General features: G+C 52.1%; 21 protein-coding genes and 1 riboswitch. Of the genes, 11 read left to right on the forward strand and 10 right to left on the reverse strand.

Annotation, left to right across the window (positions count from 1 at the left end; all coding sequences use genetic code 11):
* Nucleotides 1–19: 19 nt before the first annotated feature.
* The 3 genes from lptC to H8L47_RS08550 are packed head-to-tail and all read right to left on the reverse strand — an operon-like array spanning nt 20 to nt 2,231.
* A complete protein-coding gene (gene lptC, locus H8L47_RS08540; protein WP_186953169.1) occupies nt 20–664 on the reverse strand; it encodes an LPS export ABC transporter periplasmic protein LptC in 645 nt (214 codons plus the stop codon).
* Entirely contained in the window at nt 661–1,191 is a 531-nt protein-coding gene (locus H8L47_RS08545; RefSeq protein ID WP_186953170.1) for a KdsC family phosphatase, read from the reverse strand. The genes lptC and H8L47_RS08545 overlap by 4 nt, the downstream gene beginning before the upstream one ends.
* Nucleotides 1,191–2,231, reverse strand: coding sequence for a KpsF/GutQ family sugar-phosphate isomerase (locus H8L47_RS08550; protein WP_186953171.1), 1,041 nt, complete (start codon nt 2,229–2,231; stop codon nt 1,191–1,193). The genes H8L47_RS08545 and H8L47_RS08550 overlap by 1 nt, the downstream gene beginning before the upstream one ends.
* A gap of 113 nt (nt 2,232–2,344) precedes the next feature.
* Here H8L47_RS08550 and H8L47_RS08555 point away from each other — a divergent pair, with 113 nt between their 5' ends.
* From H8L47_RS08555 to metF, 6 genes are all read left to right on the forward strand, one after another.
* Complete coding sequence (locus H8L47_RS08555) at nt 2,345–4,327, forward strand: monovalent cation:proton antiporter family protein (RefSeq protein WP_186953172.1); 1,983 nt, start codon at nt 2,345–2,347, stop codon at nt 4,325–4,327.
* 30 nt (nt 4,328–4,357) lie between these two features.
* The gene (locus tag H8L47_RS08560; protein WP_186953173.1) at nt 4,358–4,900 is read left to right on the forward strand and encodes an adenine phosphoribosyltransferase; all 543 of its coding nucleotides are present in this window, start codon (nt 4,358–4,360) and stop codon (nt 4,898–4,900) included.
* A gap of 23 nt (nt 4,901–4,923) precedes the next feature.
* Nucleotides 4,924–5,376: a GNAT family N-acetyltransferase gene (locus tag H8L47_RS08565; RefSeq protein WP_186953174.1), complete on the forward strand. Its 453-nt coding sequence runs from the start codon at nt 4,924–4,926 to the stop codon at nt 5,374–5,376.
* A gap of 129 nt (nt 5,377–5,505) precedes the next feature.
* Nucleotides 5,506–5,580, forward strand: a riboswitch (S-adenosyl-L-homocysteine riboswitch).
* A 25-nt stretch (nt 5,581–5,605) separates the two neighbouring features.
* Nucleotides 5,606–7,036, forward strand: a complete 1,431-nt coding sequence (ahcY, locus tag H8L47_RS08570; protein WP_186953175.1) for an adenosylhomocysteinase — start codon at nt 5,606–5,608, stop codon at nt 7,034–7,036.
* Nucleotides 7,037–7,145: 109 nt separating this feature from the next.
* Nucleotides 7,146–7,505, forward strand: coding sequence for a phage holin family protein (locus H8L47_RS08575; RefSeq protein ID WP_186953176.1), 360 nt, complete (start codon nt 7,146–7,148; stop codon nt 7,503–7,505).
* Complete coding sequence (gene metF / locus H8L47_RS08580) at nt 7,492–8,319, forward strand: methylenetetrahydrofolate reductase [NAD(P)H] (RefSeq protein ID WP_186953177.1); 828 nt, start codon at nt 7,492–7,494, stop codon at nt 8,317–8,319. The genes H8L47_RS08575 and metF overlap by 14 nt, the downstream gene beginning before the upstream one ends.
* 66 nt (nt 8,320–8,385) lie before the next feature.
* Here the strand turns inward: metF and H8L47_RS08585 are convergent, their stop codons facing one another.
* A complete protein-coding gene (locus tag H8L47_RS08585; protein WP_186953178.1) occupies nt 8,386–9,288 on the reverse strand; it encodes an AEC family transporter in 903 nt (300 codons plus the stop codon).
* A 217-nt stretch (nt 9,289–9,505) separates the two neighbouring features.
* Between H8L47_RS08585 and H8L47_RS08590 the strand changes: the two genes are divergently transcribed.
* On the forward strand, nt 9,506–10,288 hold the full coding sequence (locus H8L47_RS08590; RefSeq protein WP_186953179.1) for an oxygen-binding di-iron domain-containing protein: 783 nt from the start codon (nt 9,506–9,508) through the stop codon (nt 10,286–10,288).
* Between the two features lie 6 nt (nt 10,289–10,294).
* Here the strand turns inward: H8L47_RS08590 and H8L47_RS08595 are convergent, their stop codons facing one another.
* Nucleotides 10,295–10,774, reverse strand: a complete 480-nt coding sequence (locus H8L47_RS08595; RefSeq protein ID WP_186953180.1) for an Lrp/AsnC family transcriptional regulator — start codon at nt 10,772–10,774, stop codon at nt 10,295–10,297.
* Between the two features lie 176 nt (nt 10,775–10,950).
* On the opposite strand from H8L47_RS08595, the gene metC reads away from it, so the two are divergent.
* Nucleotides 10,951–12,177, forward strand: a complete 1,227-nt coding sequence (gene metC, locus H8L47_RS08600; protein WP_186953181.1) for a cystathionine beta-lyase — start codon at nt 10,951–10,953, stop codon at nt 12,175–12,177.
* 7 nt (nt 12,178–12,184) lie between these two features.
* On the opposite strand, the gene H8L47_RS08605 is transcribed toward metC, so the two are convergent.
* The 4 genes from H8L47_RS08605 to H8L47_RS08620 all read right to left on the reverse strand — a co-directional run bounded on the left by H8L47_RS08605 (nt 12,185) and on the right by H8L47_RS08620 (nt 18,799).
* The gene (locus H8L47_RS08605) at nt 12,185–12,688 is read right to left on the reverse strand and encodes a GIY-YIG nuclease family protein (protein ID WP_186953182.1); all 504 of its coding nucleotides are present in this window, start codon (nt 12,686–12,688) and stop codon (nt 12,185–12,187) included.
* Between the two features lie 321 nt (nt 12,689–13,009).
* Nucleotides 13,010–15,283: a penicillin-binding protein 1A gene (locus tag H8L47_RS08610; protein WP_186953183.1), complete on the reverse strand. Its 2,274-nt coding sequence runs from the start codon at nt 15,281–15,283 to the stop codon at nt 13,010–13,012.
* A gap of 8 nt (nt 15,284–15,291) precedes the next feature.
* Entirely contained in the window at nt 15,292–17,058 is a 1,767-nt protein-coding gene (locus H8L47_RS08615) for an ABC transporter ATP-binding protein (protein WP_370868584.1), read from the reverse strand.
* Nucleotides 17,048–18,799 (reverse strand): ABC transporter ATP-binding protein, encoded by a 1,752-nt coding sequence (locus H8L47_RS08620; RefSeq protein ID WP_186953184.1) that lies wholly within the window; start codon nt 18,797–18,799, stop codon nt 17,048–17,050. Before H8L47_RS08620 ends, H8L47_RS08615 begins: the two co-directional genes overlap by 11 nt.
* 146 nt (nt 18,800–18,945) lie before the next feature.
* Between H8L47_RS08620 and H8L47_RS30230 the strand changes: the two genes are divergently transcribed.
* The 3 genes from H8L47_RS30230 to H8L47_RS08635 all read left to right on the forward strand — a co-directional run bounded on the left by H8L47_RS30230 (nt 18,946) and on the right by H8L47_RS08635 (nt 23,079).
* Nucleotides 18,946–21,192, forward strand: a complete 2,247-nt coding sequence (locus tag H8L47_RS30230; RefSeq protein WP_186953185.1) for an ATP-binding SpoIIE family protein phosphatase — start codon at nt 18,946–18,948, stop codon at nt 21,190–21,192.
* Nucleotides 21,193–21,229: 37 nt separating this feature from the next.
* Nucleotides 21,230–21,598 carry an STAS domain-containing protein gene (locus H8L47_RS08630; protein WP_186953186.1) on the forward strand — a complete coding sequence of 123 codons (369 nt, stop codon included), beginning with the start codon at nt 21,230–21,232 and terminating at the stop codon, nt 21,596–21,598.
* Nucleotides 21,599–22,191: 593 nt separating this feature from the next.
* On the forward strand, nt 22,192–23,079 hold the full coding sequence (locus H8L47_RS08635) for an amino acid ABC transporter substrate-binding protein (protein ID WP_186953187.1): 888 nt from the start codon (nt 22,192–22,194) through the stop codon (nt 23,077–23,079).
* Between the two features lie 83 nt (nt 23,080–23,162).
* On the opposite strand, the gene H8L47_RS08640 is transcribed toward H8L47_RS08635, so the two are convergent.
* Nucleotides 23,163–25,274, reverse strand: coding sequence for a prolyl oligopeptidase family serine peptidase (locus H8L47_RS08640; RefSeq protein WP_186953188.1), 2,112 nt, complete (start codon nt 25,272–25,274; stop codon nt 23,163–23,165).
* Between the last annotated feature and the right edge of the window lie 8 nt (nt 25,275–25,282).

Raw genomic sequence — 25,282 nt, forward strand, 5'->3', positions numbered from 1 at the left:
TGCATGATTGCTTTCTGAATTATTTGAGTGTGCTTGCCGGAGCAGTTTCACGCTTTTTAAGCTGTATGCGGACTTTGCTCAGCAGTGCCAGATGTTGCGTCGAATTATTGGCCAGCATGCCGGTTGCCGTCGATGTTGATTTACCTGTGGTGATAGAGATGGGTTTGTCGGTTCTGACAATATCTTCATCTGGCAATAGCAATAGATAATCCGATTCTACGCGGACAAATTGAGAACTTAAACCCTCTGGCCTTTCCATGCTGACATGGTCGTACAAATGAACTTCGTCATGATCACGCCTGGGTGTGATCAACGATGATTTTTGTGCCACTACCGCGAGGTCAGCACGCAGATGTAGAGGTGGGCGACCCTGATCAAAGCTATTGATTTGCGGGTTGCGGATTTCTATGCTGTCATTGCGAGGCAAATGCACCAGGTTGTCACCAGTGATGTGGTAGTTGGCCTTGCCATTATTTGACAGACGTATGAAATTAAATTTTTCTACATAATAATCTGGCGCTGATCTGGCTGAACTGCGGTTTTGTTCATCGTCGGCATTGCGACGTATGACTTCCATGACCCAGATGGTGCCCATGGTGATCACGCCCAGCAGGATCACGGCCAGCCAGATGCGGAAGCGGTCTATGGTCAGGTGGGATTTCATGTCAGATATGCTTGCAAAGCCTGTTCATATTTGCCTTGTGCCCGCAGGATAAAGTCACATACTTCGCGCGCTGCCCCCTGGCCGCCGGTGGCATTGGTAATGTATAGCACGCGCTGTTGAACTTCGGCATGGGCATTTGGTACGCTGGCAGCAAAGCCAACTCTTGTCAGTATCGGCAAATCAATCACATCGTCGCCGATAAAACCGCATTCTTGTGCCGGGATATCCAGCTTGGCCAGCAGTTCAAGGAATGCACTCTTCTTGTCATGGATGCCCTGGCTGACATGGCTGATACCAAGATCCGCAGCACGCTTGCTGACGATGGCCGATTGCCGCGCACTGATGATGGCCGTGATGATGCCTGCCTGTTGCAGGAGTTTGATGCCCTGACCATCCAGCACATTGAAGCACTTCATCATTTCACCTTCGGGGCCAAAATACAGGCTGCCATCGGTCAAGATGCCGTCCACATCAAAAATCATCAATTTGACCTTGCTGGCCCTTGCTATTGCTGTCGCTTTATCCATTAAATCACCTTGGCCCTGGTCAGGTCATGTATATGCAAGGCACCCACCAGTTTGCCGCTGTCGTCTGCGACCAGCAACTGGTTGATGCGGTAAGTTTCCATGACTTCGACAGCTTCCACCGCCAATTGTTCAGGGCGTATGCGACGCGGTGCGTGATTCATGACATCGGCTATGCGCAACTGGGTAAAATCACGCGTGCCATCCATCAGGCGGCGCAAGTCACCATCGGTGAAAATGCCCAGCACATGCTGGTGCTCGTCCACCACGGCAGTCATCGCCATGCCCTTCTTGGTGATTTCCAGTAGCGCAGTTTTCAGGCTGGTTTCCGGGCCGACTTGCGGTATGGCATCATCAACGCGCATGACATCCCTGACATGGGTCAGCAGACGACGGCCCAGTGAACCGCCTGGGTGGGAACGGGCAAAGTCTTCTTCTCGAAAGCCGCGCGCATCCAACACTGCCACCGCCAAGGCATCGCCCAGTGCCAGCGTGACCGTGGTGCTGGCCGTTGGTGCCAGGTTCAGCGGGCAGGCTTCTTTGTCCACATGCAGGTTCAAATGAATATCGGCCAGCTTGCCCAGACTGGATTCCGGGTTGCCAGTCATGGCGATCAGTTTCACACCCAGGCGTTTGATGATGGGCAGGATGGACATCAGCTCTGAGGCTTCGCCGGAGTAAGAGATGGCGATAAACACATCCTGCGGTGTTACCATGCCCAGGTCGCCGTGAGCGGCTTCCGCGGGATGGACAAAAAACGACGGCGTTCCGGTAGAGGCAAAGGTTGCCGCAATCTTGCGTGCAATATGACCAGACTTGCCTATGCCAGAAACCACGACCCTACCGTGGCATGCCAACAACATGCTGACCGCTTGGGTAAACCCGGCTGCATCGCCATTGCCCAGGCGTTTTTGCAGGGCAAGCAGGGCATCAGCCTCGATTTGCAAGGTTTCACAGGCCAGTTTCAGGGCGCGCTTTGCTATGGCAGCGGCGTCTGTCGTGGGTTGTTGTTTAAAAGTTAAAGGTGCATTCAGTTCATTCATGTCGGAAGTATAAACGAAATCCTCAAAGCAAAAACTTTGCCAGTTGTAACGTAATGAATTATGTTTGCCCAAAAGCAGGATAGCAAGGCGATAAATCGGCAATAATAGACAACATGACAGGTCTGGATACTACACTTTTACTGCTGGCTGCTGCCGTCTTGGGCGTGGTCGCCTTCCGCATGCTGCAACTGCCGCCCATGTTGGGTTATCTGGTGGTCGGCATTCTCATCGGCCCGCATGGCTTGGGGGTGGCTGAAGACGGTGCGGTTACCCATGAACTGGCTGAGTTCGGCGTGGTGTTCCTGATGTTTTCCATAGGCCTGGAATTTTCCCTGTCCAAGCTCATGGCCATGCGCAAGGCCGTATTTGGCCTGGGTATGGCGCAGGTGCTGGTCACCATCATCACCAGCATGCTGTTTGGCTGGATCGCCAGCCGCTGGCTGCCCAGCATATTCCAGATTAGTTGGGAAGCTTCATTCGCGCTTGGTGGCGCGCTGGCCATGTCATCGACAGCTATCGTCTCCAAAATGTTGACGGAAAGGCTGGAGCTGGAAAGCCTGCATGGCAGGCAAATCATCAGCGTGCTGCTGTTCCAGGATTTGGCCGTGGTGCCGCTGCTGATCCTGGTGCCAGCACTGGCATCGAAGTCTCCTGATCTGGGCAAGACCCTGGCACTGGCGAGTGGTAAGGCAGTTGTCGTGCTGATCTTGCTGCTGGTGGTAGGGCAAAAACTCATGCGTGCCTGGTTCCATATCGTGGTCAGGCGGCGCTCGCAAGAGTTGTTCATGCTGAACCTCTTATTTATTACTCTTGGTGCTGCCTGGCTGACTGAGAAGGCGGGCTTGTCGATGGCGCTGGGGGCCTTTGTTGCCGGCATGCTGATTTCTGAAACCGAATACCGACATCAGGTGGAAGAAGACATCAAGCCCTTCCGCGATGTGTTGCTAGGGCTGTTCTTTATTACCGTCGGCATGTTGCTCAATGTCAGGCTGGTATTTGAACAATTCTGGCTGGTGTTGTTGCTGCTGACCGGGCCGGTTCTGTTGAAATTTGTACTGATTGCTGCTTTGGCTCGTGTCTTCGGCAATTCCACCAGTGTTGCCTTGCGCACTGGGCTGGGCTTGGCACAGGCGGGTGAATTCGGTTTCGTTTTGCTGAATCAGGCAGGTGGTTTACAACTGGTAGACCCTTTGCTGGTGCAATTGATTTTGGCGTCGATGGTGATATCCATGCTGATCTCGCCTTTTATCCTGGCCAAGTCGGATGCCATCGTCATGAAGTTCTCCGCCAATGAATGGATGATGCAATCGCTGGCACTGACTCAAATTGCTGCACGCACCATGACCACCAAGAAGCATGTGATCATTGCCGGTTTTGGCCGCAGCGGTCAAAGCCTGGCGCGTATCCTGGCAGAAGAAAATATCGATTACCACGCGCTTGATCTTGATCCTGACCGTGTGCGGGAAGCCCAGACTGCCGGTGCCAATGTCTCTTATGGCGATGCGGCACGGCGTGAAAGTCTGCTGGCGGCTGGCGTCAACCGTGCTTCCGCGCTGGTAGTGACTTACACCAGCACAGCCTCTGCCCTCAAGATTTTGCATTTCGTCAATGAAATGAACCCTAGTCTGCCTGTCATTGTGCGCAGCCATGATGATGTAGACCTTGATAAACTCAGGGCGGCTGGTGCCACCGAAGTAGTGCCAGAACTCATGGAAGGCAGCCTGATGTTGGCGTCCCATGCCCTGGTCATGCTGGGTGTGCCCTTGCGGCGCGTGGTACACAGGGTGCAGGCGGCCAGGGATGCCCGTTATGAATCCCTGCGTGGCTTCTTTCACGGTGCCAGTGATGCTGCCGATAGCCCTGAGAACATGCAGATACGCTTGCATACCGTCGTGTTGACCGAACGCGCCAATGCACTCGGTCTACATTTGGCAGACTTGAAGCTGGAAGAATTTGAAGTCGATATCCATGCCGTCCGGCGCGGCAAAGCCAGGCTTGATCATCTGGATGACATCGTTTTACAGGATGGTGACGTGGTCGTTGTCAGGGGAACTTCCGAAGCAGTCGCTAGAGCAGAGCAGCGGCTGTTAAAATAGCGGGTTATTTTAAATTGAAGGACATGCTCGATGTTGAATCCGGCCGAATACATTAAACAACATATACGCACGGTGGAAAACTGGCCACAAGCTGGCGTGATGTTTCGCGACATTACCCCCTTGTTGCAAAATCCTAAAGTATTCCGTGTACTGATTGACATGTTCGTGCATCGCTACATGGATGAAAAGCTCGACGTCGTGGCTGGCCTGGATGCGCGCGGCTTTATCATCGGTTCTGTGGTGGCCTATGAGCTGAACCTGGGTTTCGTGCCTATCCGCAAGAAAGGCAAGCTGCCTTTCCATACGGTGTCTGAGCAATACGAACTCGAATATGGCAGTGCGACGGTTGAATTGCATTCCGACGCCTGCAAAAAAGGTGACCGTGTAGTGTTGATCGACGACCTGATCGCCACTGGAGGTACCATGATGGCAGGCAAGAAATTGCTGGAACGCCTGGGCGCTACTGTAGTGGAAGGCGCTGTCATCGTTGACTTGCCTGAGTTGGGTGGGTCCAAGATCATCAAGGACAGTGGCTTGCCGTTGTTCACAGTCTGTAATTTTGACGGGCATTAACAGACTAGCTGGTACTTACTCGCATGCATCAGTTTCACATAGCCGCCGCAGATCCCGCCCTACCCGAGGCTGTTGCTTTACTGGATGAACTCTCCGCCCGCCTGGCTGCCATTACCGGTAACAGTGGGCGTTCATCCTTTGATGCAGCGGATGTGCGCGTGCCGGGTGCCTTGTTTGTGCTGGCATGTAATGTGGAAGGCAAGGCAGTGGGCTGCGGTGCCTTTCGCCCCATAGGCGAAGGTGTGGCGGAGGTCAAGCGTATGTATGCGCAGGTTGCAGGCGCTGGCCTTGCCATACTGATACATCTTGAGGCTGCTGCCAGGGAATATGGTTATCACAGACTGCGTCTGGAAACCCGCCTGGTCAACCAGCGAGCCGTTGCCTTTTATGAAAAACATGGCTATGCACGGATTCCAAACTTTGGTAAATATGCTGGACGGCCAGAGGCTGTTTGCTTTGAGAAAATACTAAACTAATTCTATAAAAGTCTCACGATTGCTTAAATGCCAAATCCCTGCAAAGGGTGGTCAGTTTTCTTTTTAGGACTTATTCGTTACAAATAGCAAGAAATCTGCACAAAGCCCGGAGCTGCGCTATACTTCAAGTCTTCCAAGGAGCGTTGCGACGAAAACGACGAGTTTTTGCCAGGCTTGGGATATTCATAACTGCGCTCACGTTACTTTTTTCATCAGAAAGGAGGGCGTGATGAACGCCATCGTAGCAAACACATCCACTACCAATACTTCCCAGGATTTTTTCGTTGCTGACCTGAGTCTGGCTGACTGGGGCCGTAAAGAAATCCGCATTGCCGAAACAGAAATGCCAGGCCTGATGGCTATCCGTGAAGAATTCGCGGCCAGCCAACCTCTGAAGGGTGCCCGTATCACCGGCTCTCTGCACATGACCATCCAGACTGCTGTGTTGATCGAAACACTGCTTGCTTTGGGGGCAGAGGTGCGCTGGGCATCTTGCAATATCTACTCTACGCAAGATCACGCAGCAGCGGCGATTGCTGCTGGCGGCACACCGGTCTTCGCATTCAAAGGCGAAAACCTGGATGAATATTGGGATTTCACTCACCGTATTTTCGAATGGAAAGACGGCGGCTATTCCAACATGATTCTTGATGATGGCGGTGACGCGACCTTGTTGCTGCATCTGGGTACCCGCGCAGAAACAGATATTTCTGTGCTGGCTAATCCAGGTTCAGAAGAAGAAATCTGCCTGTTCAATGCGATCAAAAAACACCTGGCGATTGATGGCACCTGGTACTCCAAGCGCCTGGCTGAAATCAAGGGCGTGACAGAAGAAACGACCACTGGTGTACATCGTTTGTACCAGATGCACAAAGACGGAAAACTGGCTTTCCCTGCTATCAACGTCAATGATTCCGTCACCAAATCCAAGTTCGACAACCTGTATGGCTGCCGCGAATCCCTCGTTGATGGCATCAAGCGTGCAACAGACGTCATGATCGCTGGCAAGGTTGCCGTTATCGCCGGTTACGGTGATGTAGGCAAGGGTTCTGCCCAAGCCATGCGTGCTTTGTCTGCCCAAGTATGGGTAACTGAAATCGATCCTATCTGCGCATTGCAGGCAGCGATGGAAGGCTACCGCGTCGTGACCATGGAATATGCTGCTGAACACGGCGACATTTTCGTGACGACAACAGGTAACTACCACGTCATCAGCCATGCTCACATGTTGAAGATGAAAGACCAGGCCATCGTTTGCAACATCGGTCACTTCGACAATGAAATCGACGTTGCCGCATTGAAGCAATACACCTGGGAAAACATCAAGCCACAAGTTGACCACGTGATTTTCCCTGACGGCAAGCGCATCATCTTGCTGGCAGAAGGTCGTCTGGTGAACCTGGGTTGCGGTACTGGCCACCCATCCTATGTGATGAGTTCTTCTTTCGCTAACCAGACAATTGCACAAATTGAATTGTTTGCCAACACAGCGAAATATCCAGTAGGCGTCTACACTCTGCCTAAGCACCTGGATGAAAAAGTCGCCCGTCTGCAATTGAAAAAACTCAATGCACAACTGAGCGTGCTGACAGAAGAACAGGCTGCCTATATCGGCGTGAATCAAAATGGCCCTTACAAGCCAGATCACTACCGTTATTAATCACCATCCGGGTTTGCCTTGTGTTTGCGATATTAATGGCCGATCCGGATTTATGTGTTGTGAAGCTACCCCCAAGGGGTAGCTTTCAAATCTATGGACAGGAGCATGTATGCGTTTACTGGCAACCTGGTTAGTTAATGCGCTGGCTTTGCTGGCGATCCCATATCTGATATCGTCGGTGCAAATCGACAGCTTTGGCACAGCGCTTGTTGTGGCTGTGGTGCTGGGTCTGGTCAACACCATCATCCGCCCGATCTTTGTGATACTCACCTTGCCTGCAACGGTGTTAAGTCTGGGCTTGTTTATCTTTGTCATCAATGGCTTGCTGTTCTGGGGCGTGGCAAATATGGTGGATGGCTTCCACGTTACTGGCTTTTGGGCATCAGTTGTTGGAGCTTTGTTGTACAGCGTGATCTCCTGGGCACTCTCGACCTTATTGTTGCAACAGAAAAAAGATGACAACGCCTGATTTCAGCATAGAATTTTTCCCGCCCAAGACGGCGGAAGGCACGGAAAAGCTGCGTGTCACAAGGGCCAAACTGGCCGAACTTAATCCCAAATATTTCTCTGTCACTTTTGGTGCTGGTGGTACTACCCAGCAGGGCACGCTTGATACAGTAACCGAGATACGCCGTGAAGGCCATGATGCTGCACCGCATCTCTCATGCGTTGGTGGTACACGTGAATCCATTCGCACTATATTGAATGAATTCAAGGCCAATGATATCCGTCGCCTGGTTGCTTTGCGTGGTGACTTGCCCAGCGGTTATGGCATGGGCGGTGAATTCCGTTATGCCAATGAGCTGGTGGAATTCATTCGCGCCGAGACCGGTGACTGGTTCCATATCGAAGTGGCTGCCTATCCTGAAATGCATCCGCAGGCACGCTCGCCGCAGGATGATTTGAACAGCTTCGTGCGCAAGATGAATGCTGGTGCAAATGCCGCCATCACCCAGTATTTTTATAATGCTGATGCCTACTTCCGTTTTACGGAGGAAGCGCGCAAGGCGGGTGTGACGGCGCCTATTGTGGCGGGCATCATGCCTATCACCAACAGCACACAGTTACAGCGTTTCTCTGAAATGTGCGGCGCAGAAATCCCGCGCTGGATACGCCTGAAACTGGCCAGTTATGGTGACGATACTGCATCCATCAAAGCCTTTGGGCTGGATGTGGTTACTGCCATGTGTGAACGCCTGCTGGCTGGTGGCGCACCTGGCTTGCATTTCTATTCCCTGAATCAGGCTGCGGCAACGACTGCAATCTGGCAGCGCCTGGTTTGATGTAAGTAAAGACTCAAAAAATCCCCGGAAGACATCATCTTCCGGGGATTTTTATTGTGAGAAAGTTTAACGCAAACCCAGCCACAATCCCAAAGGCACAAACAGCAGGGCAGCAGCATTACCCAGCAAAACTATCGAAGCCACCTTATCTGGTTCCTGTTGGTATTGTTCCGCCACCATGAAGCAAAATACTGCTGGGGGCAGAGCGGCAAAGAGATACATCTGGCCGCGCTGGGTTGCTGTCAGCGGCAAGATAAATTCCAGTATCCCGGCCACCAGCAAACCTGCCAGCGGGCAAACGATGGCACCCGCCACGCCTATGCGCCAGCTGGCGAAATTGATGTCCAGCATGCGCACACCCAGAGCAAACAACATGATGGGGATGCAGGCATCGCCCGTCATTTTCAAAGCCAGGAAGAGTGTAGGCTGCAAGGGAACATGCAAGATTGCGAACAACATACCCGCCGCCATCGCCAGCATCATTGGGCTTAACAAAAAGCGCCATGGGTTATCCTGATGATCAGGATGGCCGTGCTGGATGATGCGTATGCCCACAGTAAAATACACCAGGTTGCAAGCCATGAAGAGCGCCACCGCAGCCGACAGGCCGCTGGTGCCAAAGGCCAGTGCCGCAAGCGGCAAGCCCATATTGCCGCAGTTGTTATACATCATGGGCGGCACAAAGCTGCGCACATCGTAACCCAGCAGGCGCGCTACAGGCCAGGCCAGCAAACCTGAGCCCAGAGCAATCAGGAGACCCGCCAGTATCAGCCACAGGTTGTGGGTCACATCAAAATCCTTGCCCGCCAGCGCAGTGAAAATCAGCAGTGGGCATAGCACGTCCATGCTGATACGGTTGACCGAGACCATATCTGCTGCCGCCGCCGGACCTTTGCGCCGTGCATAGGCGTAACCCAGGCCTATGATAATGAATACAGGAAGGATGATGGAAAGTATGCGTTCTATCATGCGTGCGTCAGCCAGGAAAAATGGGGTGATTGATTTACTTCTGCTCACAAGAGTGTAGCTGTTTTGCCAGTCTCGCGCTGTGGCAGTAAGTACAGATGACAAGATTTCATGTGAACTGGATTAGCCAAAGGACTGGCTTGTACTTGATCCATGTCAAGGGCAGGCTTGCCAGTTTTCTTACAATGACCAGTTCACAGCTCAGCTATGCGAGGATCAATTGGCGATAGAACTTTTTAATGATGGCAAACACATCTGCGTGATGTTTAATGATCTGCTGGATGACACTGCAGACCATGCCGTCCAGGCCAACCAGTTCCTTGTCGTATCAGAAGGTGAGGGTGCCTTGATAGACCCTTCCGGCAACCTGACCTACAATGCACTGCTAGTGAGTATGCACAAATATTTGCCGAAGAAAGACCTCAAATACCTGTTCGCATCACACCAGGACCCGGACATCATAGGTGCGCTCGACAAGTGGCTGATGGGTACGAATTGTGATTTGTATGTATCGAAATTATGGTCGCGCTTTGTGCCGCATTTCTGTAACCTGAACCGTGCAGAAGGCCGCATCGTCGGCATTCCGGATGAAGGAATGCCGGTGCGTCTGCGCGACACCATCATCCATGCCGTGCCTGCACATTTTCTGCATGCAGAAGGCAATTTCCAGTTCTACGACAGCAAATCAAAGATACTGTTTTCTGGCGACGTGGGTGCCTCCATGGTGGATGCACATGACATAGAAGCTGCCATTACTACCAAGGCGCAATTCCTCGATCATGTGCACACCATGAGCGGTTTTCACAAACGCTATATGGTGTCCAACAAAGTCTGCCGCTTGTGGGCAAACATGGTCAGGACCATGGATGTCGATATGCTGGTGCCGCAGCATGGACGGTATTTCAAAGGCCGTGAAGCTATCACCGCTTTTCTGGACTGGATAGAAAACCTGCAATGTGGCATAGACTTGTTCACGCAAGAACATTATCGCTTCAGAGGTTGAACAAACTCAGGACTTACCGCTTTTCAGCACCGCATAATTCAGCGGTAAGGCCGTGGTATTCTTGATGACTTCCATCACAAAGCTGGAGCTGACATCCTGCAAGTCGGCTACCTTCACCAGTTTTTTATAGACCTGATCAAAACCTGCCATATCAGGCACATAGACTTTCAACAGGTAGTCGATCTCGCCACTCATGCGCAGGATCTCGACGATTTCCGGTATCGCGCCGACACCAGCAATAAAACGCTGCATCCACTTTTCATTATGCTGGGCCGCCTTCAGCGCCACCATCACCGTCAGGCCCAGGTTCAGCTTGACCGGGTCGCATAGCGTGACTTGCTGTTTGATTACCCCATCCTCTTGCAGTTTTTGCACACGCCGCCAGCAGGGCGTGACCGACAAATGCACTGCATGGGCCAGGTCAGCCAGTGCAATGGAGGCATCTTTCTGCAAAATGTTCAAGATCTCTAGATCAATTTTGTCCATTTTTTCTCATTTTTAGTAAATTTTTCTAAAAATAGCATAAAAATCTGAATAATTTGGTAAAAAATTCTTTCCGGCTGTTGTTAGCATGTGGCTTGTACTCCCCCTGTTGTAAGCAAGGTCTTTTAGTGGCTGGCTCAGCAGAGGTAAAAATCAGCAAATACAGAAACGGATGTTTTATGAACTTAGTCGACAGCCCATTGCAAACCGCCACCCGCCTGACCCATGCTGGTCGCAAGGGCAAAGATCATGCGGCCTTTGTTAATCCATCCGTGGTACGGGCATCAACGATGTTGTTTCCCGATGTTGCTTCCCTGAAAGACGCTTGCGGCACACGCCGAGCCTATGGCCGTCACGGCAATGAAACCACGCAGGCGCTGGAACAAGCCTTGTGCGCGGCAGAAGGTGCTGCTGCCTGCATGCTGACACCTTCTGGCCTGTCTGCCATCACAACTACCTTGCTGGCCTTGCTGCAGCCTGGTGATCACTTGCTGATGGTTGATACCGTGTACGACCCAACGCGCTTGTTCTGCGAAGGCATGCTCAAGCAAATTGGTGTGACCACCACTTATTATGATCCTCTGGTGGGCCGAGGCATTGCTGAACTCATGCAATTCAATACCAAGGTAGTTTTTGTTGAATCACCAGGCTCGCTGACATTTGAAGTGCAAGACATTCCTGGTATCGCGGCCGCTGCCCATGCGCGGGGTGCTGTGGTGGTCTCTGATTCCACCTGGGCCACACCGATAGGCTGGGATTCGTTTGAGCTGGGTATCGATGTCTCCGTCCATGCAGCGACCAAATACATCGTTGGTCATTCAGATGCCTTGATGGGCGCGATCCTGACCACGGCAGCGCTGGAAGAGCGCATCCGCAATTGCTATCGCCAGCTAGGCATGACCATAGGTGCAGACGATGCCGCACTGGCCTTGCGCGGCTTGCGCACACTGGCGGCACGTCTGGCGGCGCACAGGGAAAGTGCTCATGTGGTAGCTCGCTGGTTGCAAGAACAACCAGAGGTGGCAGAGGTTTTGTATCCTCCAATGCCAGGCAGCCCAGGTCATGAATTATGGAAGCGTGATTTCAAGGCTGAATATGCCTGCGGCCTGATGGGTGCAGTTTTCCGAGCCGACATCACCGAACAGCAAGTTGCTGCATTGATAGACCGCACCCGTTTGTTTGGTATCGGTTTTAGCTGGGGTGGCTTCGAGAGCCTGATCTTGCCTACCAACCCGGCTTCGTACCGCACAGTCAATGCCGATAAATGGCAGACACCGATGTTGCGCCTGCATGTGGGGCTGGAAGCAGTACAAGACTTATTGGCTGATCTTGAGCAAGGCTTTGCAGCCTTGCGCAAGATTCCGGAGCCAGTACGTGAACGTAGTTACTTGAAAGCCGTTATCTGAGACCGTTTTAACCATTCACCCACTCTATCGCTTTCCTGAAAATGCCGGCAGGCGGTGGGCTGAAGGCTTCGGCATTGCTGGTGGTCGGTTCATCCGGTTCCAGGTGACGCATCATGGAGAGGGTATGTTGCTGGCGTACCAGGCCCTGGCGATTGATGGTGGCAATGGTGTTGGCGATTTTTTCTGCTGCGGCATCGAGGTCAAATTCGTAGAATTCATCGCCCCGTTTGCCACGGCGTTGTTGCTGGAATAGCTTCAGGATTTCATCCATGGCCTGACCGCAGTCCTTGGCATGCAGTTCGAATACACATTCGTAGGAGCCTGGTATCAGCTGTTGTTGGTCACGGTTGAGTTCCATGGCCTTGGAGACGCCAGAGCGGCGGGTAGCGCCAATCTTGTACAAACCCTGGCGCAAGCCATCGTTTTGCAAAATGTAGATGGTGCCTGGTGTGCCATGCATGAATTGCGGTTCGCGTGGCAAAGACCTTTGAGGGCGGTAGGAAGTAGTCATCTCTTAACCTGACATTTTGTAAAGGGATGCAGAAGAGTCTACAAAATGTGCCGGGTGTTTCAGGCCCGGAATAAGAGGGTGCTTTGCGCCCTGTTTGTTGAATAGACGTTCGTAAAAAATGTTCGGCAATATTGAATTACCACCATCCTGTGTAGCTTCCCGCTCAGGATTTTCAGCCCACTGGCTTAGGTCAGTGGGTTTTTTTATGCTGTCATGATGCTGTCATTTCCAGCTACTACCATGCGCCAGTCCTGAAAAGTTTTACCTCCAAAGGTCGGGATACTTGCCCGCAGAGCGATCTGCGGGCTTTTTCTTAAGCGACTACTGTGTCACGGCGTTGGCTGGTGCCGTTGCTGATGTTACCGCTGCTGGTGGTGCATCATCCATATCCAGGGTGCGTACCCCGGCACCGTTCAGGAATTCATTGAACATCCAGTCACCTTCGGCATTGCTGATACCTTCAGGTATTGCTCGCGCCACCTCGGCTTTGCCTGCCAGCGCTACACGCATACTGTCTATCCAGATAGGCAGAGCCAGAGTGGCTCCAAATTCACGTCCGCCCAGCGATTTGGGGTCGTCATAGCCCATCCAGGCAACCGCCACGACATTACTGGCATAACCGGCAAACCAGCCATCGACAGCCTCGCTGGTAGTGCCGGTCTTGCCTGCCAGGTCACGGCGGGCAAGTTTGCTACTGGCGCTGGCACCAGTACCGCTACGCACCACTTCACGCAACATCAGGTCAGTGATATAGGCATTGCGTGCATCGATGACGCGTGATTCTTCCTGGGCCTTGGCAGGAGGCTTGTTTTCAAACAGCACGACACCTTTACCATCCACCACCTTGCTGATCAGCCAGGGATTCACAGCATAGCCACCATTGGCGAATACCGCATAAGCCGATGCCAGCTGCAGCGGCGTTACCGAACCCGTACCCAGCGCCATGGTCAGGTTGGCCTGGTGCTTGTCCTTGTCAAAGCCAAAGCGTGGCAACCAGGTCTTGGCATGATCAACACCGATGGCTTTCAGGATACGTACTGACACCACGTTCTTGGATTGTGCCAGTGCCGTACGCATGCTGACCGGGCCATCGTACTTGCCATCATCATTGCGTGGATCCCAGCGCAAGGCTTCTTCCGACGTGGAGGAGAGTTGCACATCATTGATCAGGGTGCCTGGATAAAAACCTTTTTCCAGCGCAGCAGAAAAAATGAAGGGCTTGATGCTGGAACCGGGCTGGCGCCAGGCACTGGTCACATGATTGAATTTCTTGCGGTTATAGTCAAAACCACCCACCATGGCACGAAAGGAACCGTCTTCGGTGTTCAGTGCAACAAATGCACCTTCGACTTCAGGCATTTGTGAAATGCCCCAGTTCTTCTTGTTGTCCTGCATCACGCGTATCACGGCACCTGGGCGTATTTTGATGCCAGCTTTGGCCTTGTCGGAGAGCGCCGCTGCGGCAAAGCGCAAACCTTCGCCTGTGATTTCCACATTATCACCAGATTGCAATTCAGCCTTGATGATCTTGGCGGATGACTGGATCACGACCGCCGCCAGTAATTTGTCATTGTCGGGATGTTTGCGCAAAATCTGGTCTATCGCATCTTCTCGCTCATCTTCATCCGCAGGGAGTTCAATATAAGCCTCAGGCCCGCGGTAGCCATGGCGCTGGTCATAGGCCATGATATTGCGGCGCACCGCTTCATAAGCGGCATCTTGCTCAGCCTTGTAGATCGTCGTGTACACCTTGATGCCCTTGGTATAGGTGTCTTCCTTGTATTGCGCATAAATACTTTGACGCACCATCTCGGCAATATAATCACCATGGGTATCGAATTGCTGGCCTTTGACAACCTTGATTTCTTCTTTGGCGGCAGCTTCCATTTGTGCTTGGGTGATATAGCCATTCCTGACCATGCTCTTCAAGACCAGTAATTGCCTTTGCTTGGTTTTTTCAAAATTGACGGCTGGGTTATGCCGCACCGGATTTTGCGGCACTCCAGCCAGCATGGCAGCTTCTGCCAGACTGAGCTGGTCCAGCGATTTGCCAAAATAAGTCTTGGCTGCACTGGAAAAACCGTGGCTGCGCTTGCCCAGGAAAATCTGGTTCATATACAGTTCCAGGATCTGGTCTTTGCTGAGCGCATCTTCTATCCGGTAAGTCAGCAAAATCTCTTTCATTTTGCGTTCCAGTGACTTTTCATTGGTCAGGAAAAAATTGCGGGCCACCTGCATGGTGATGGTCGATGCACCCTGATGAAAGCCGCGGCTCAAGTCTGCCAGGATGGCACGACCGGCGCTGATGAAAGAGACTCCGCCATGTTCATAAAAACGCGCATCCTCTATCGACAACAAGGCATTTTTCATGACGGCAGGAATCTGCTTGATAGGTACAAAGTCCCGGTGTTCTTCACCAAACTCACCGATCAGGGCATTGTCTGCGGTATAGATGCGCAGCGGGATCTTTGGACGGTAGTCCGTCACTGCTTCCAGTGTCGGCAGGCCAGGTGCGACCACAAAAAATATAAAGGCCAGGCCTGCCAGCAACAGGGTGGTACAGAGACTGAGGCCAAACACTATCCACTTCTTCATACTATTCCTTATTCTTCCAGGGTTTGCAGCAGATACAGGCGCTGATAAATGCCCTGTTCCACTTGCATTAATTCTTGATGATTGCCTTGCTCCGCCAGCTTGCCGTGGTTCAGCACGATAATGCTGTCGGCATCGCGTATGGTGGAGAGTCTATGGGCAATCGCGATGATGCTGACCTTGCCGCGCAATTCTGTCAGCGCGGTTTGTACCACTTGTTCGGTTTCACTGTCGATATGCGAAGTCGCTTCGTCCAGGAACAGGATGCGCGGCTTGCCAGCCAGAGCACGGGCAATCGCCAGCAATTGCTTTTGGCCTGTGGACAGGCGTGCACCACCTTCACCCAACGGGGTATCGTAGCCATTTTCCAGTTGCAAAATAAAATCATGCACGTGCGCAGCCTTGGCTGCGGCGATGATATCTGCTTCGCTGATGTCGCGCCCCATGGCGATATTTTCGCGTGCATTTGCTGCCAGCAAAAACGGTTCTTGCGGCACCAGCCCCACCTTCTCGCGGAAGTGGGCATCCGTGACACTGGCCAGCGCTTGTCCATCAACTTCCATACGGCCAGACTGCGGTGTATAAAAGCGTAGCAAGAGACTCAGCAGGGTAGATTTGCCGCTACCGGTATGACCGACAATGCCATAAAAACTGCCAGCCGGAATATCCAGGCTAAAGTCATGCAAGACTGGCTGTGCTGGATCATAACCAAAACTCACCTTGTCTAGCGTCAGGTGACCATCGGTAATGCGTGCATCGCTGCTGGCCTGTACGTGCTGGTGTTCATTCAGCAGCGTGTTGACGCGTGCGGCTGAGACCACGGCTTGCTGTATCTGGCCAAACTGCAGGGTGATCTGTATCAGCGGTTCCACCACACGGGCGATGTAGCTGACAAAGGCATACAGCACACCGATTTCGACACCAGAAAAACTGCGCTGACTGAAAGTGAAAATCACTACCACCAGCAAGATCGAATTCATCAAATCCAGCGCCGGGCGCAACAACCAGGCATTGGCACGCAATTCATCCAGCCTGGCGGCGTAATGCAACTGGTTGGTCGTGGCAAAGCGTTCACCAAAGCGGCGTTCGGCATTGCTGGCTTGCAGCGCGCTCATGCCATTGATGCTTTCTGCCACCTGGGCATTGATTTCACTGCGCAACTGGCGAGCCTTGCTGACGGCTGGCGCACTCCAGCGCTGGTAAAACCAGACGATGATGATGACTGCCGGTATCAGCATGATGACAATCAGCATCAAGCGCCATTCCAGCCAGGCCATGGCAGTCAGCGCACCGATGACGACGATGGTGCTGTCGAGCATGACGAACAAGACCTGCACATATAGGCTCTTGACTGACTCGGTATCATTCGTCACGCGGCTGACCAGCTGCCCGGTAATCGCCTTGTCAAAGAAAGCCATGGGCAGGCGCAAGACATGCTCATACACTTGTTCACGCAAGCGCCGCACTGAACGCATGGCGACGCCTGCCAGCCTGGTGAGTTGCAGATAACGCAGCCAGGTCGCAGCCCAGCCTGATAACACATAGGCAGCCAGCAAGCCTATGACCATGCCCATATCCATTTGATGCGGCAACAGGTAGCGATCTATGAAGGCCTTACCCAGCAAGGGGCCAATCGCCTCCAGGCCAGCCGCGATAAATAAAAAGAAAATGCCCAGCCAGACATGGCGTTTTTCACTGCGGGCTGCATACAGCAGCAAGTGCACTGCCTGTTTTTTTTCTGACATGGCAGCGGGTAATTGTTTGGTATCAGGCTGCATCCAGGCTTGCTTCCAATTGTTGATAACGCCATTGCGTTGCATACCAGCCATTCAAATGCAGCAAGGCCTGGTGATTGCCTCGCTCTATGATTTTGCCTTCACGCAAAACCAGGATGTGATTGGCTTCCAGCACCGCACTCAGGCGGTGGCTGACGATGACGGCACTGCGTTCAGGATGTTCTTGCCTCAGTTCTGCCAGGTGCTGCAGGATATGCGTTTCGGTTTGGGTATCCACTGCCGACAAGGCATCGTCCAGCAATAATAAGGGGCTGGCCGTCAGCAAGGCGCGGGCGATGGCCACGCGCTGCTTTTGTCCGCCAGACAAAGTAACGCCACGTTCACCCACCAGCGTGTCATAACCATATGGGAAGCGTTGTATATCATCATCTACCGATGCCAGTTCTGCGGCCTTCATCACCTCGGCACGAGTGGCGGCAGGATTGCTAAGCGAGATATTGTCAGCAATCGATGCCGAGAATAAAAATGGCTCTTGTGCTACCCAGTTGATCGCCTGGCGCAGGGCTTGTAGCTTGTAGTCTGCCAGCGCATGTCCACCCCAGGCCACATGGCCTTGCTCTGCCTCGATCTGGCGCAGTAACAGGCGCACAACGCTGGATTTGCCCGAGCCAGTCGGTCCGACTATGCCTATAGTCTGCCCCGGTGCGATATGCAGGCTGATGCCCTGCAAGGCTGGCCTGGTCTGGCCCGGATACGCAAAGCTGACATTGTCCACGATCAAATTACCGGCTGGTGGCGTATCCAGCTTGCCCTCATCATTGACACTGAGTTCCTGCATCAAGACCGGCTCCAGCCGCGCCCAGGCTGCCTTGCCGCGCTCCAGCAGCGACAAGACCCAGCCAGCAGCAAACATCGGCCAGATCAACTGACCTAAATACATTGAGAAACTGGTCAGCGCACCGATACTCATTTCTCCATGCCATACCAGATAACCACCGACGCCCAGCGTCAGCGCACCAGCCGCAGTCAGGGACAGGCCCACTGCAGGTTCATAGGCGGCTTCCCAGCGTTGGGCATTCAGGCTGGCAGCGGCGGCATTTTCTGCCAGTTCGGCAAACTGTGCGGCGCTGCGCTGTTCTAGGCCCAGGGCGCGCAGGGTACGCACGCCGGATAAAGTCTCTTGCACCTGGTCGTTGAGCTTACTGAAACGGTCGAGAGAATCGCGTGAAGCATCCTGTATATGATGGGTAATATGCTTGAAGGCCCAGGCCATGAAAGGGAAGGGCAGCAGAGCCGCCAGTGCCAGCCGCCAGTCCACACCCAGCAGCATCATGCCTATCACCAGGGCAAAGGTCATGCTGCCATCAAAACCGGCGAGGGCGGCTTCACCTGCGGCCAGCTCTATGGCATCTGCATCATTGGTGCCCAGCGCCATCAGGTCGCCGGTTCTTTGTTGCTGGAAAAAACTGCTCCCCTGCACACTCAGGCGTTCATACAAGCGGGTGCGTAACTGCATGCCAAGTTTATACGAAGCCGTAAACAATTGCGTGCGCCAGCCTACGCGCAGGAAGTAGATAGCCAGGCCCATGCCCAGCAGCCAGGACAGTTCCCACATCAGGGCAGTGTTGTCAAAACGACCCGCCACCATGCCATCGATAATCATGCCGACACGGCGTGGTATCAAGACCGTCATGACGGCAACGGCAAACAGCATGAGGCCAGCACTGATGTACTGACGCCAGTGCTGGCGAATAAATTGTGCTAAAAGCTGGTACAGACTCATGAATGGTTCAGACCAGCAAGACAGAAAATGGTTGCATGCATCAAATGCAGTTCCTCGATTGATGGCAAAGCAGGAAATGATACAGTATCCTCAAACTTTGACCTCAATGTCGCGCATCCCGGCAGACTTTCGTATAGACATACATTGTGATTAAATTAAGAGCATTTCAGTTCACCAGTATTACTTACCGCCTGGTTTTTGCCTGCCTGATGGCGGCAGTGGTGATTTATGGCAGTTCCTACTACCAGATACGCGCCTTGATGCAACAGGTCATGACCGGCTGGATAAACCAGATCGCGCTGTCTAAACTGGATGCTGCTGTGGCAAAGCACCAGTCCAGCCTGCACCTGATAGGCGAACAAGGGACCCGTCTGGTGCAAATGGACGAGCGCCTCCATCTTGCTGATCAGAATGGTCTCAAAGCAATTTTGCCAGTCTCCCCCTATATCAGCAAACTGGCGATTTCTTCTGGCACTACAGGCCAGGATCACAGCTTTGGCTGGCATGCAGAAGCAAATGGGCAGCCATGGCAAAGTACAACTGCAGATGTCGACTTATTGAATTCTTGCAATGTTGTTGATGGTCATCATTATTGGGCTGAGCATATCCGCAATCAGGAGCTGGTTTTCTGTACTGGTGTGTATATGTTGGGAAAATCACAGCAAAGCATAGCCATCCAGATTAATATGCAGCCATTGTTGCAAGACCTGCAAAACAATTTGCATCTGGTTGATGCGGTAGACCAAAGTGTGCAAGGCCAGCCTTACGTAATCAACCGGCTGAACGGCCACTTTTTGCTGGGGGCAGAGTTCATTCCGGAAGACCTGTCAACGCGGCCAAACAGCGGTGCTGGCAAGGGGGGCGACATACACTACAGCCTGCAACTGCAGGATATGCCACTGGTCTATGGGTTTTATTTTTCTGAGGAAAAAATCCAGAACTACTTGGGCAAATATTTTATGCTGGCCATCCTTTCCATGGGCAAGGACATGCTGTTGATGTGCATCGCCATTGCCCTGGTGTCACGCCAGACCACCAAGTCCCTGCGCAGCCTGAGTAAAAGCACCGAAGAAATTGCTCAAGGCAACCTCGATACTGAATTGACAAAAATTCCCAGGAGCGATGAAGTCGGGCGACTCTCACGTTCATTCAGGCGCATGCGTGATTCATTGAAGTTGCGCATACTGGAATTGCAGGAGGCCACCGCCGCCAGACAGCGCATGGAAAGTGAACTCGCCATCGCCGCCCAGATACAACAAGCCATGTTACCCAGCGCAGAAGCTGCAATAGATCCACGCTATAGTATGAGTACCTTGCTGCAGCCAGCCAGGGTAGTTGGTGGTGACCTGTATGATTTCTTTCATGTGGCCGATGATCGTATTTGCATGGTCATTGGTGATGTTGCCAACAAGGGCATGCCTGCAGCGCTGTTCATGGCGCGTACCCTTAGCTTGATGCGCACGCTGGCACACCAGAGCAGTACACCGGCAGCGCTGTTGTTTTCAGTGAACCGCGAACTGGCACACAACAACCCAGAGTGTCGTTTTGTAACGATGTTCTTTGCCATGCTGGACCTGAAAACCGGGAGCATGCAATACGCCAGTGCAGGACATGATGCACCATTGCTCTTAAGGGATGGGAGAGTCAGCAAGTTGCCATTGCAGACCGGGCCTGCCTTAGGCTTGGAGGAAGAGGGAAGTTTCCCGCAATTCGAAAGCCGCTTGCATGCGCAGGACATCATCATTCTGTACACAGACGGCATTACCGATGCAAGGAATGAGCACAATGAAGAATTCTCAGAAGCACGATTACAGACTACAATTAGTCAACAGGCACCGGCATTTGCAGCAGACATTATTCGTATAGTGACGTTAGCGCATCAGAAGTTTATAGCGCAAGCACCGCAGTTTGACGATTTGACATTATTAAGTATGCAATTTCACCCTGAAGTCAAACGACGCAAGCCAGCTTTTGGCGACTGGCAGATCAGTCTGAATGGTCAGCCGCTTGACTATGAACAGGTCAAGCCCAGGCTGGCAGGGTTTTTGCGTGCTCAGAAAGTCAGTGATGATATTGTCGACGATTTACAGCTGATTACCGAAGAGGTGTTGGTCAACGTGCTCAAGCATGGTGCGACAGAACAAGATCCTGCATCAATCAGGCTGGATGTGCATCTGCACGATAGTGAAATTGTGATCGATATGGTGGACAACTCGCATGCCTATAATCCCCTGAACGGAGCCACCCAGCCAGATCTGGAGATGGATTTTTCCGACCGCCCTGTTGGCGGCCTGGGCTTGTATCTGGTGAATGCCCTGGCCGACCATATCGATTACAACTATGCACATGGTCAGAATAATTTGCACATACGTAAATACCTCATCAAACCCTGAAACAATAAAATAGAAACCGGATCATAGAGGACAGACAGTGTTAGAAATTTCCATAGACGAAACGCAGTTGCCCACAGCCAGAATAGATCTGGCTGGTAGTCTCGATACCAGTACCGCAGCCGATCTTGAGCAGTTTTTTTCCAGCAGTGTCAGTGAAGACGTCAAGATACTGGTCATGAGCATGGAGGCACTGACTTTTATCTCCAGTGAGGGTTTGCGGGTGCTTGCCAAGATACGCAAGACTATGCGTAATCACGGAGGGGTGACTTATTTCGTCAATCTTAGCCGGCAGGTGCAAAAAGTGTTTGAAATTGTGCGTGCAGCGCCTTTGAACGAGATATTTACCAGCACCGCTGAACTGGACGCCTATCTGGCTGATATGCAGCGCAAGGTGAGTGAAGAGTGACCCTGGTCGTCCACAAAAAGCTGGTAGTCAACAGCAATTTAGTAGTGCTTAAACTTTGCCTAAACGGGACTTATGTAAAATTGTCTTGCTAATAAGACATAGAGGATTGCTTCTTGGACTACGCCATAAGAGCGCTATATAATCTCGCGCCTCATTACTAGAACTCATTTCATAAATAGGGTGAGATGCGTTTGCCTCATAACGTGGGCTGGCAAGGCGGACGAGGCAGTCAATAGCGGTGCTATTGATAACGAGTCCAACGCAGTCCAGCACGCGTTATGAGGCAAACCCTTCGGGAACTAACGATTTGGGCGCATTGCAGCGTTGCGCCCTTTGCTAAGGCAGGAGCCTTAGCTGCAGGTCACGCCTTGCACTGCATCCCAAATCGTCTTGTTCGCACTCACCCTATTTATGAAATGAGTTCTATAATCTCCGCGCTTGTTGCAAAATTATCCGGGCCTGATTGCATCGGCCCTTGGTATTACCTATACTCAGGCAATGTCCACTAGCTGAATAAGCGCGACACTGACTATCTTTTGCAACAGCCTCCAAACAAATGCTTCTTACATGCTGAAAAAGCATAAGGAAATCATATGAAATTGCGCTGTATTCTCCAGGCTGGCGTTTTTGCGTCGGCTGCTGTTCTTGCTCAGGTGTCAGTGGCTGACACTTTTGACCGCATCAAAAAAAGCCAGACCATCAATATTGCTTATCGCGAAGCTGCATTGCCGTTTTCTTATTTGTCAGAAAGTAAAGCGCCTATCGGTTATACGATAGATATTTGCACAAAAATGGTCGATGCGCTCAAGAAGGAATTGAAGCTGCCACAATTAAAAATCAATTTTATTCCCGTGACAGCAGATAACCGTATCCAGGCCATGACTTCAGGTAAAACAGATATGGAATGTGGCTCTACCAGCAATACGGCAGAACGCCGGAAAGAAGTCGATTTTACGATACCTCATTTCTTTTCCACTCTGCGCATGATGGTCAGTACCAGCTCAGGCATCAAGAACTGGCCAGACCTGAAAGACAAGAAAGTTGTCTTCACCAAGGGTACTTCTGCCGACAAATTCGTACTTGAGCGTGACAAGGTGCGTGCCCTGCATATGAAGATGGTCGAGGGCAAGGATCATAGTGATTCTTTCAATCTGCTGGAAACCAATCAGGTAGATGCTTTTGCCCAGGATGAAGCGATACTGTTCGGTCTGAAAGCCAAGGCCAAAGACCCGGCCAAGCTGACTATCGTGGGCGATCCCCTGGCTTCAGAAGCGTATGCGATCATGCTGCCTAAAGGCGATGCAGCGTTCAAGAAAGCCATCGATGCAGAGATGGGGCGCATGATGGCAGATGGTGAAATTACCAGGTTGTATGAAAAATGGTTTACCAAACCGATACAACCTAAGAATATGAACCTGGCTTGGCCCATGGGTTCTTTGTTGAAGGAAACCATACGCTTCCCTTCCGACAAGGTAAATTAAAACAGGCTTCATCGTAAAACAAAGGCCCGGGATATCCCGGGCCTTTGTTTTTAATGCCAATACTCGTGACTCAACTTGTCGGCTTAATGCACCCGAACAGACTCATTGTCACGCTTGAGCATATTCCACAAGAAGGTGTACGTAATCGCACTCATGTCGGCACGTTGTGCATTGTTGGCTGCACCACCGTGGCCACCTTCAATGTTTTCGTAATACCAGACATTCTTGTGACCCTGGTCCATCATCTTGGCAGCCATCTTGCGCGCATGGCCAGGATGTACGCGGTCATCACGGGTAGAGGTGATGAACAAGACATTCGGATACTTTGCCCCTGCCTTGACGTTCTGGTAAGGTGAGTATTTCGAAATGTAATCCCATTCTGCAGGTACATCAGGGTTGCCATACTCACCCATCCATGAAGCACCTGCCAGCAACTGGTTGAAGCGACGCATATCCAGCAAAGGCACCTGACTGACTACGGCATTGAATAAGTCAGGGCGCTGAGTCAATGCAACACCAGCCAGCAGACCGCCGTTACTGCCACCCATGGCACCCAGGTGTTTGGGACTGGTAATCTTGCTGGCGATCAGGTCTTCTGCCACGGCAGCAAAATCATCATAAGCGCGTTGACGGTTTTCTTTCAATGCCAGTTGATGCCAGCGCGGGCCGAATTCACCACCACCGCGGATATTGGCAACCACATACACGCCCCCCTTGTCCAGCCAGCTCTTGCCCAGGCCACCAGAGTAAGAAGGTGTCAGGGAAATCTGGAAACCACCATAGCCGTACAATAGGGTAGGATTACTGCCATCAAATTTCACATCCTTGCGACGCACGACAAAGTAAGGCACTTTGGTACCATCCTTGGAAGTCGTGAACTTTTGTACTGTTTCATAGGCGCTGGCATCAAAGAAGCTAGGTGCTGATTTCAACAGTTCACGCTTGTCATTGCCCGCATGGGCCATCATGTAGACGCTGGGTGTCAGGTAATCAGAATAGCTGATCAGGTAATCATCAGAATTTTCTGCATCAATGCCACTTACACCAACTGCACCCAGGGTAGGCAGGCTGACCGGACGGGAAGACCATTTGCTGCCGTCGAATTTCCATTCTTTCAGGTTGCTCTTGACGTTATCCAGGGTTTGCAGCAACAGGTAATTTTTCGTGACAGTGGCACCCGTAAACGAGGTCGTGTCGCTAGGCTCGAACAAGACCGTGAACTCACGGTTACCCTTCATGAAGGCATCAAAGTCGATGGCCAGTACACTGCCGGATGCATAAGTCTTACCACCTACGTTCCACGCTTCACGTGGTGTGATGATGGCTTGCTTGTCAAAGAAACTCACATTGCTCTTGGCGGGAACATCAAGCTTGGTCAGCTTGTCGCCTTCCTTCAGGTATTGTTCTGAGGTGTAGAAAGTGATCTGACGATTGACCAACTCCCTGTGCACGCCTTTATGGTCACTGGAATAAGCACCTACGGCCATATCAGTTTTCTGGCCTTCGAACAGGGTCTTGGCAGCAGACAATTCTGTGCCACGTTTCCATTCCTTGACGACGCGTGCGTAGCCAGAATCGGTCAGCGTGCCAGCACCAAAATCTGTGGCGACGAACAGGGTGTCTTTATTGACCCAGTCCAGATTCATTTTTGCTTCTGGCAGACTGAAACCACCTTTGACGAAGGACTTGCTGCTCAGGTCAAATTCGCGGGTGACAACGGCGTCAGCACCACCGCGTGACAATTCGATCAAGCAACGGTCATACACTGGTTCGCGGCATACGCTGGCCTTGTAGACCCAGTTCTCATTTTCTGCCTTGGCCAGTGCATCAACATCCAGCACGACTTCCCATTTTGGCTGGGCTTTCTTGTATTCTTCCAGCGTGGTTTTACGCCAGACACCACGCGGGTGTTCTGCATCCATCCAGAAGTTGTAGACCGCATCGCCCATTTTGCGTATGCCAGGGATACGGTCTTTGGAATCCAGCACGACTTGCAAATCTGCTTTCAGCTTGGCAAAACCTGCGTCATTGTCGAGCTTGCTGCGAGTCACCTTGTTCTGGTCCTTGACCCAGTTCAGGGCCTTGTCACCAGAGACATCTTCCAGCCACTGGTGTTTGTCTTCCGCCTGGGCCAGGGTCAGGCTGCTTGCACCTACCATGCACAGCGCCGCGATCAGTGTTAATTGTGGTTTCATTGCTTTCC

This window comes from Undibacterium umbellatum (genome assembly GCF_014284125.1).
Lineage (GTDB): Bacteria > Pseudomonadota > Gammaproteobacteria > Burkholderiales > Burkholderiaceae_D > Undibacterium > Undibacterium umbellatum.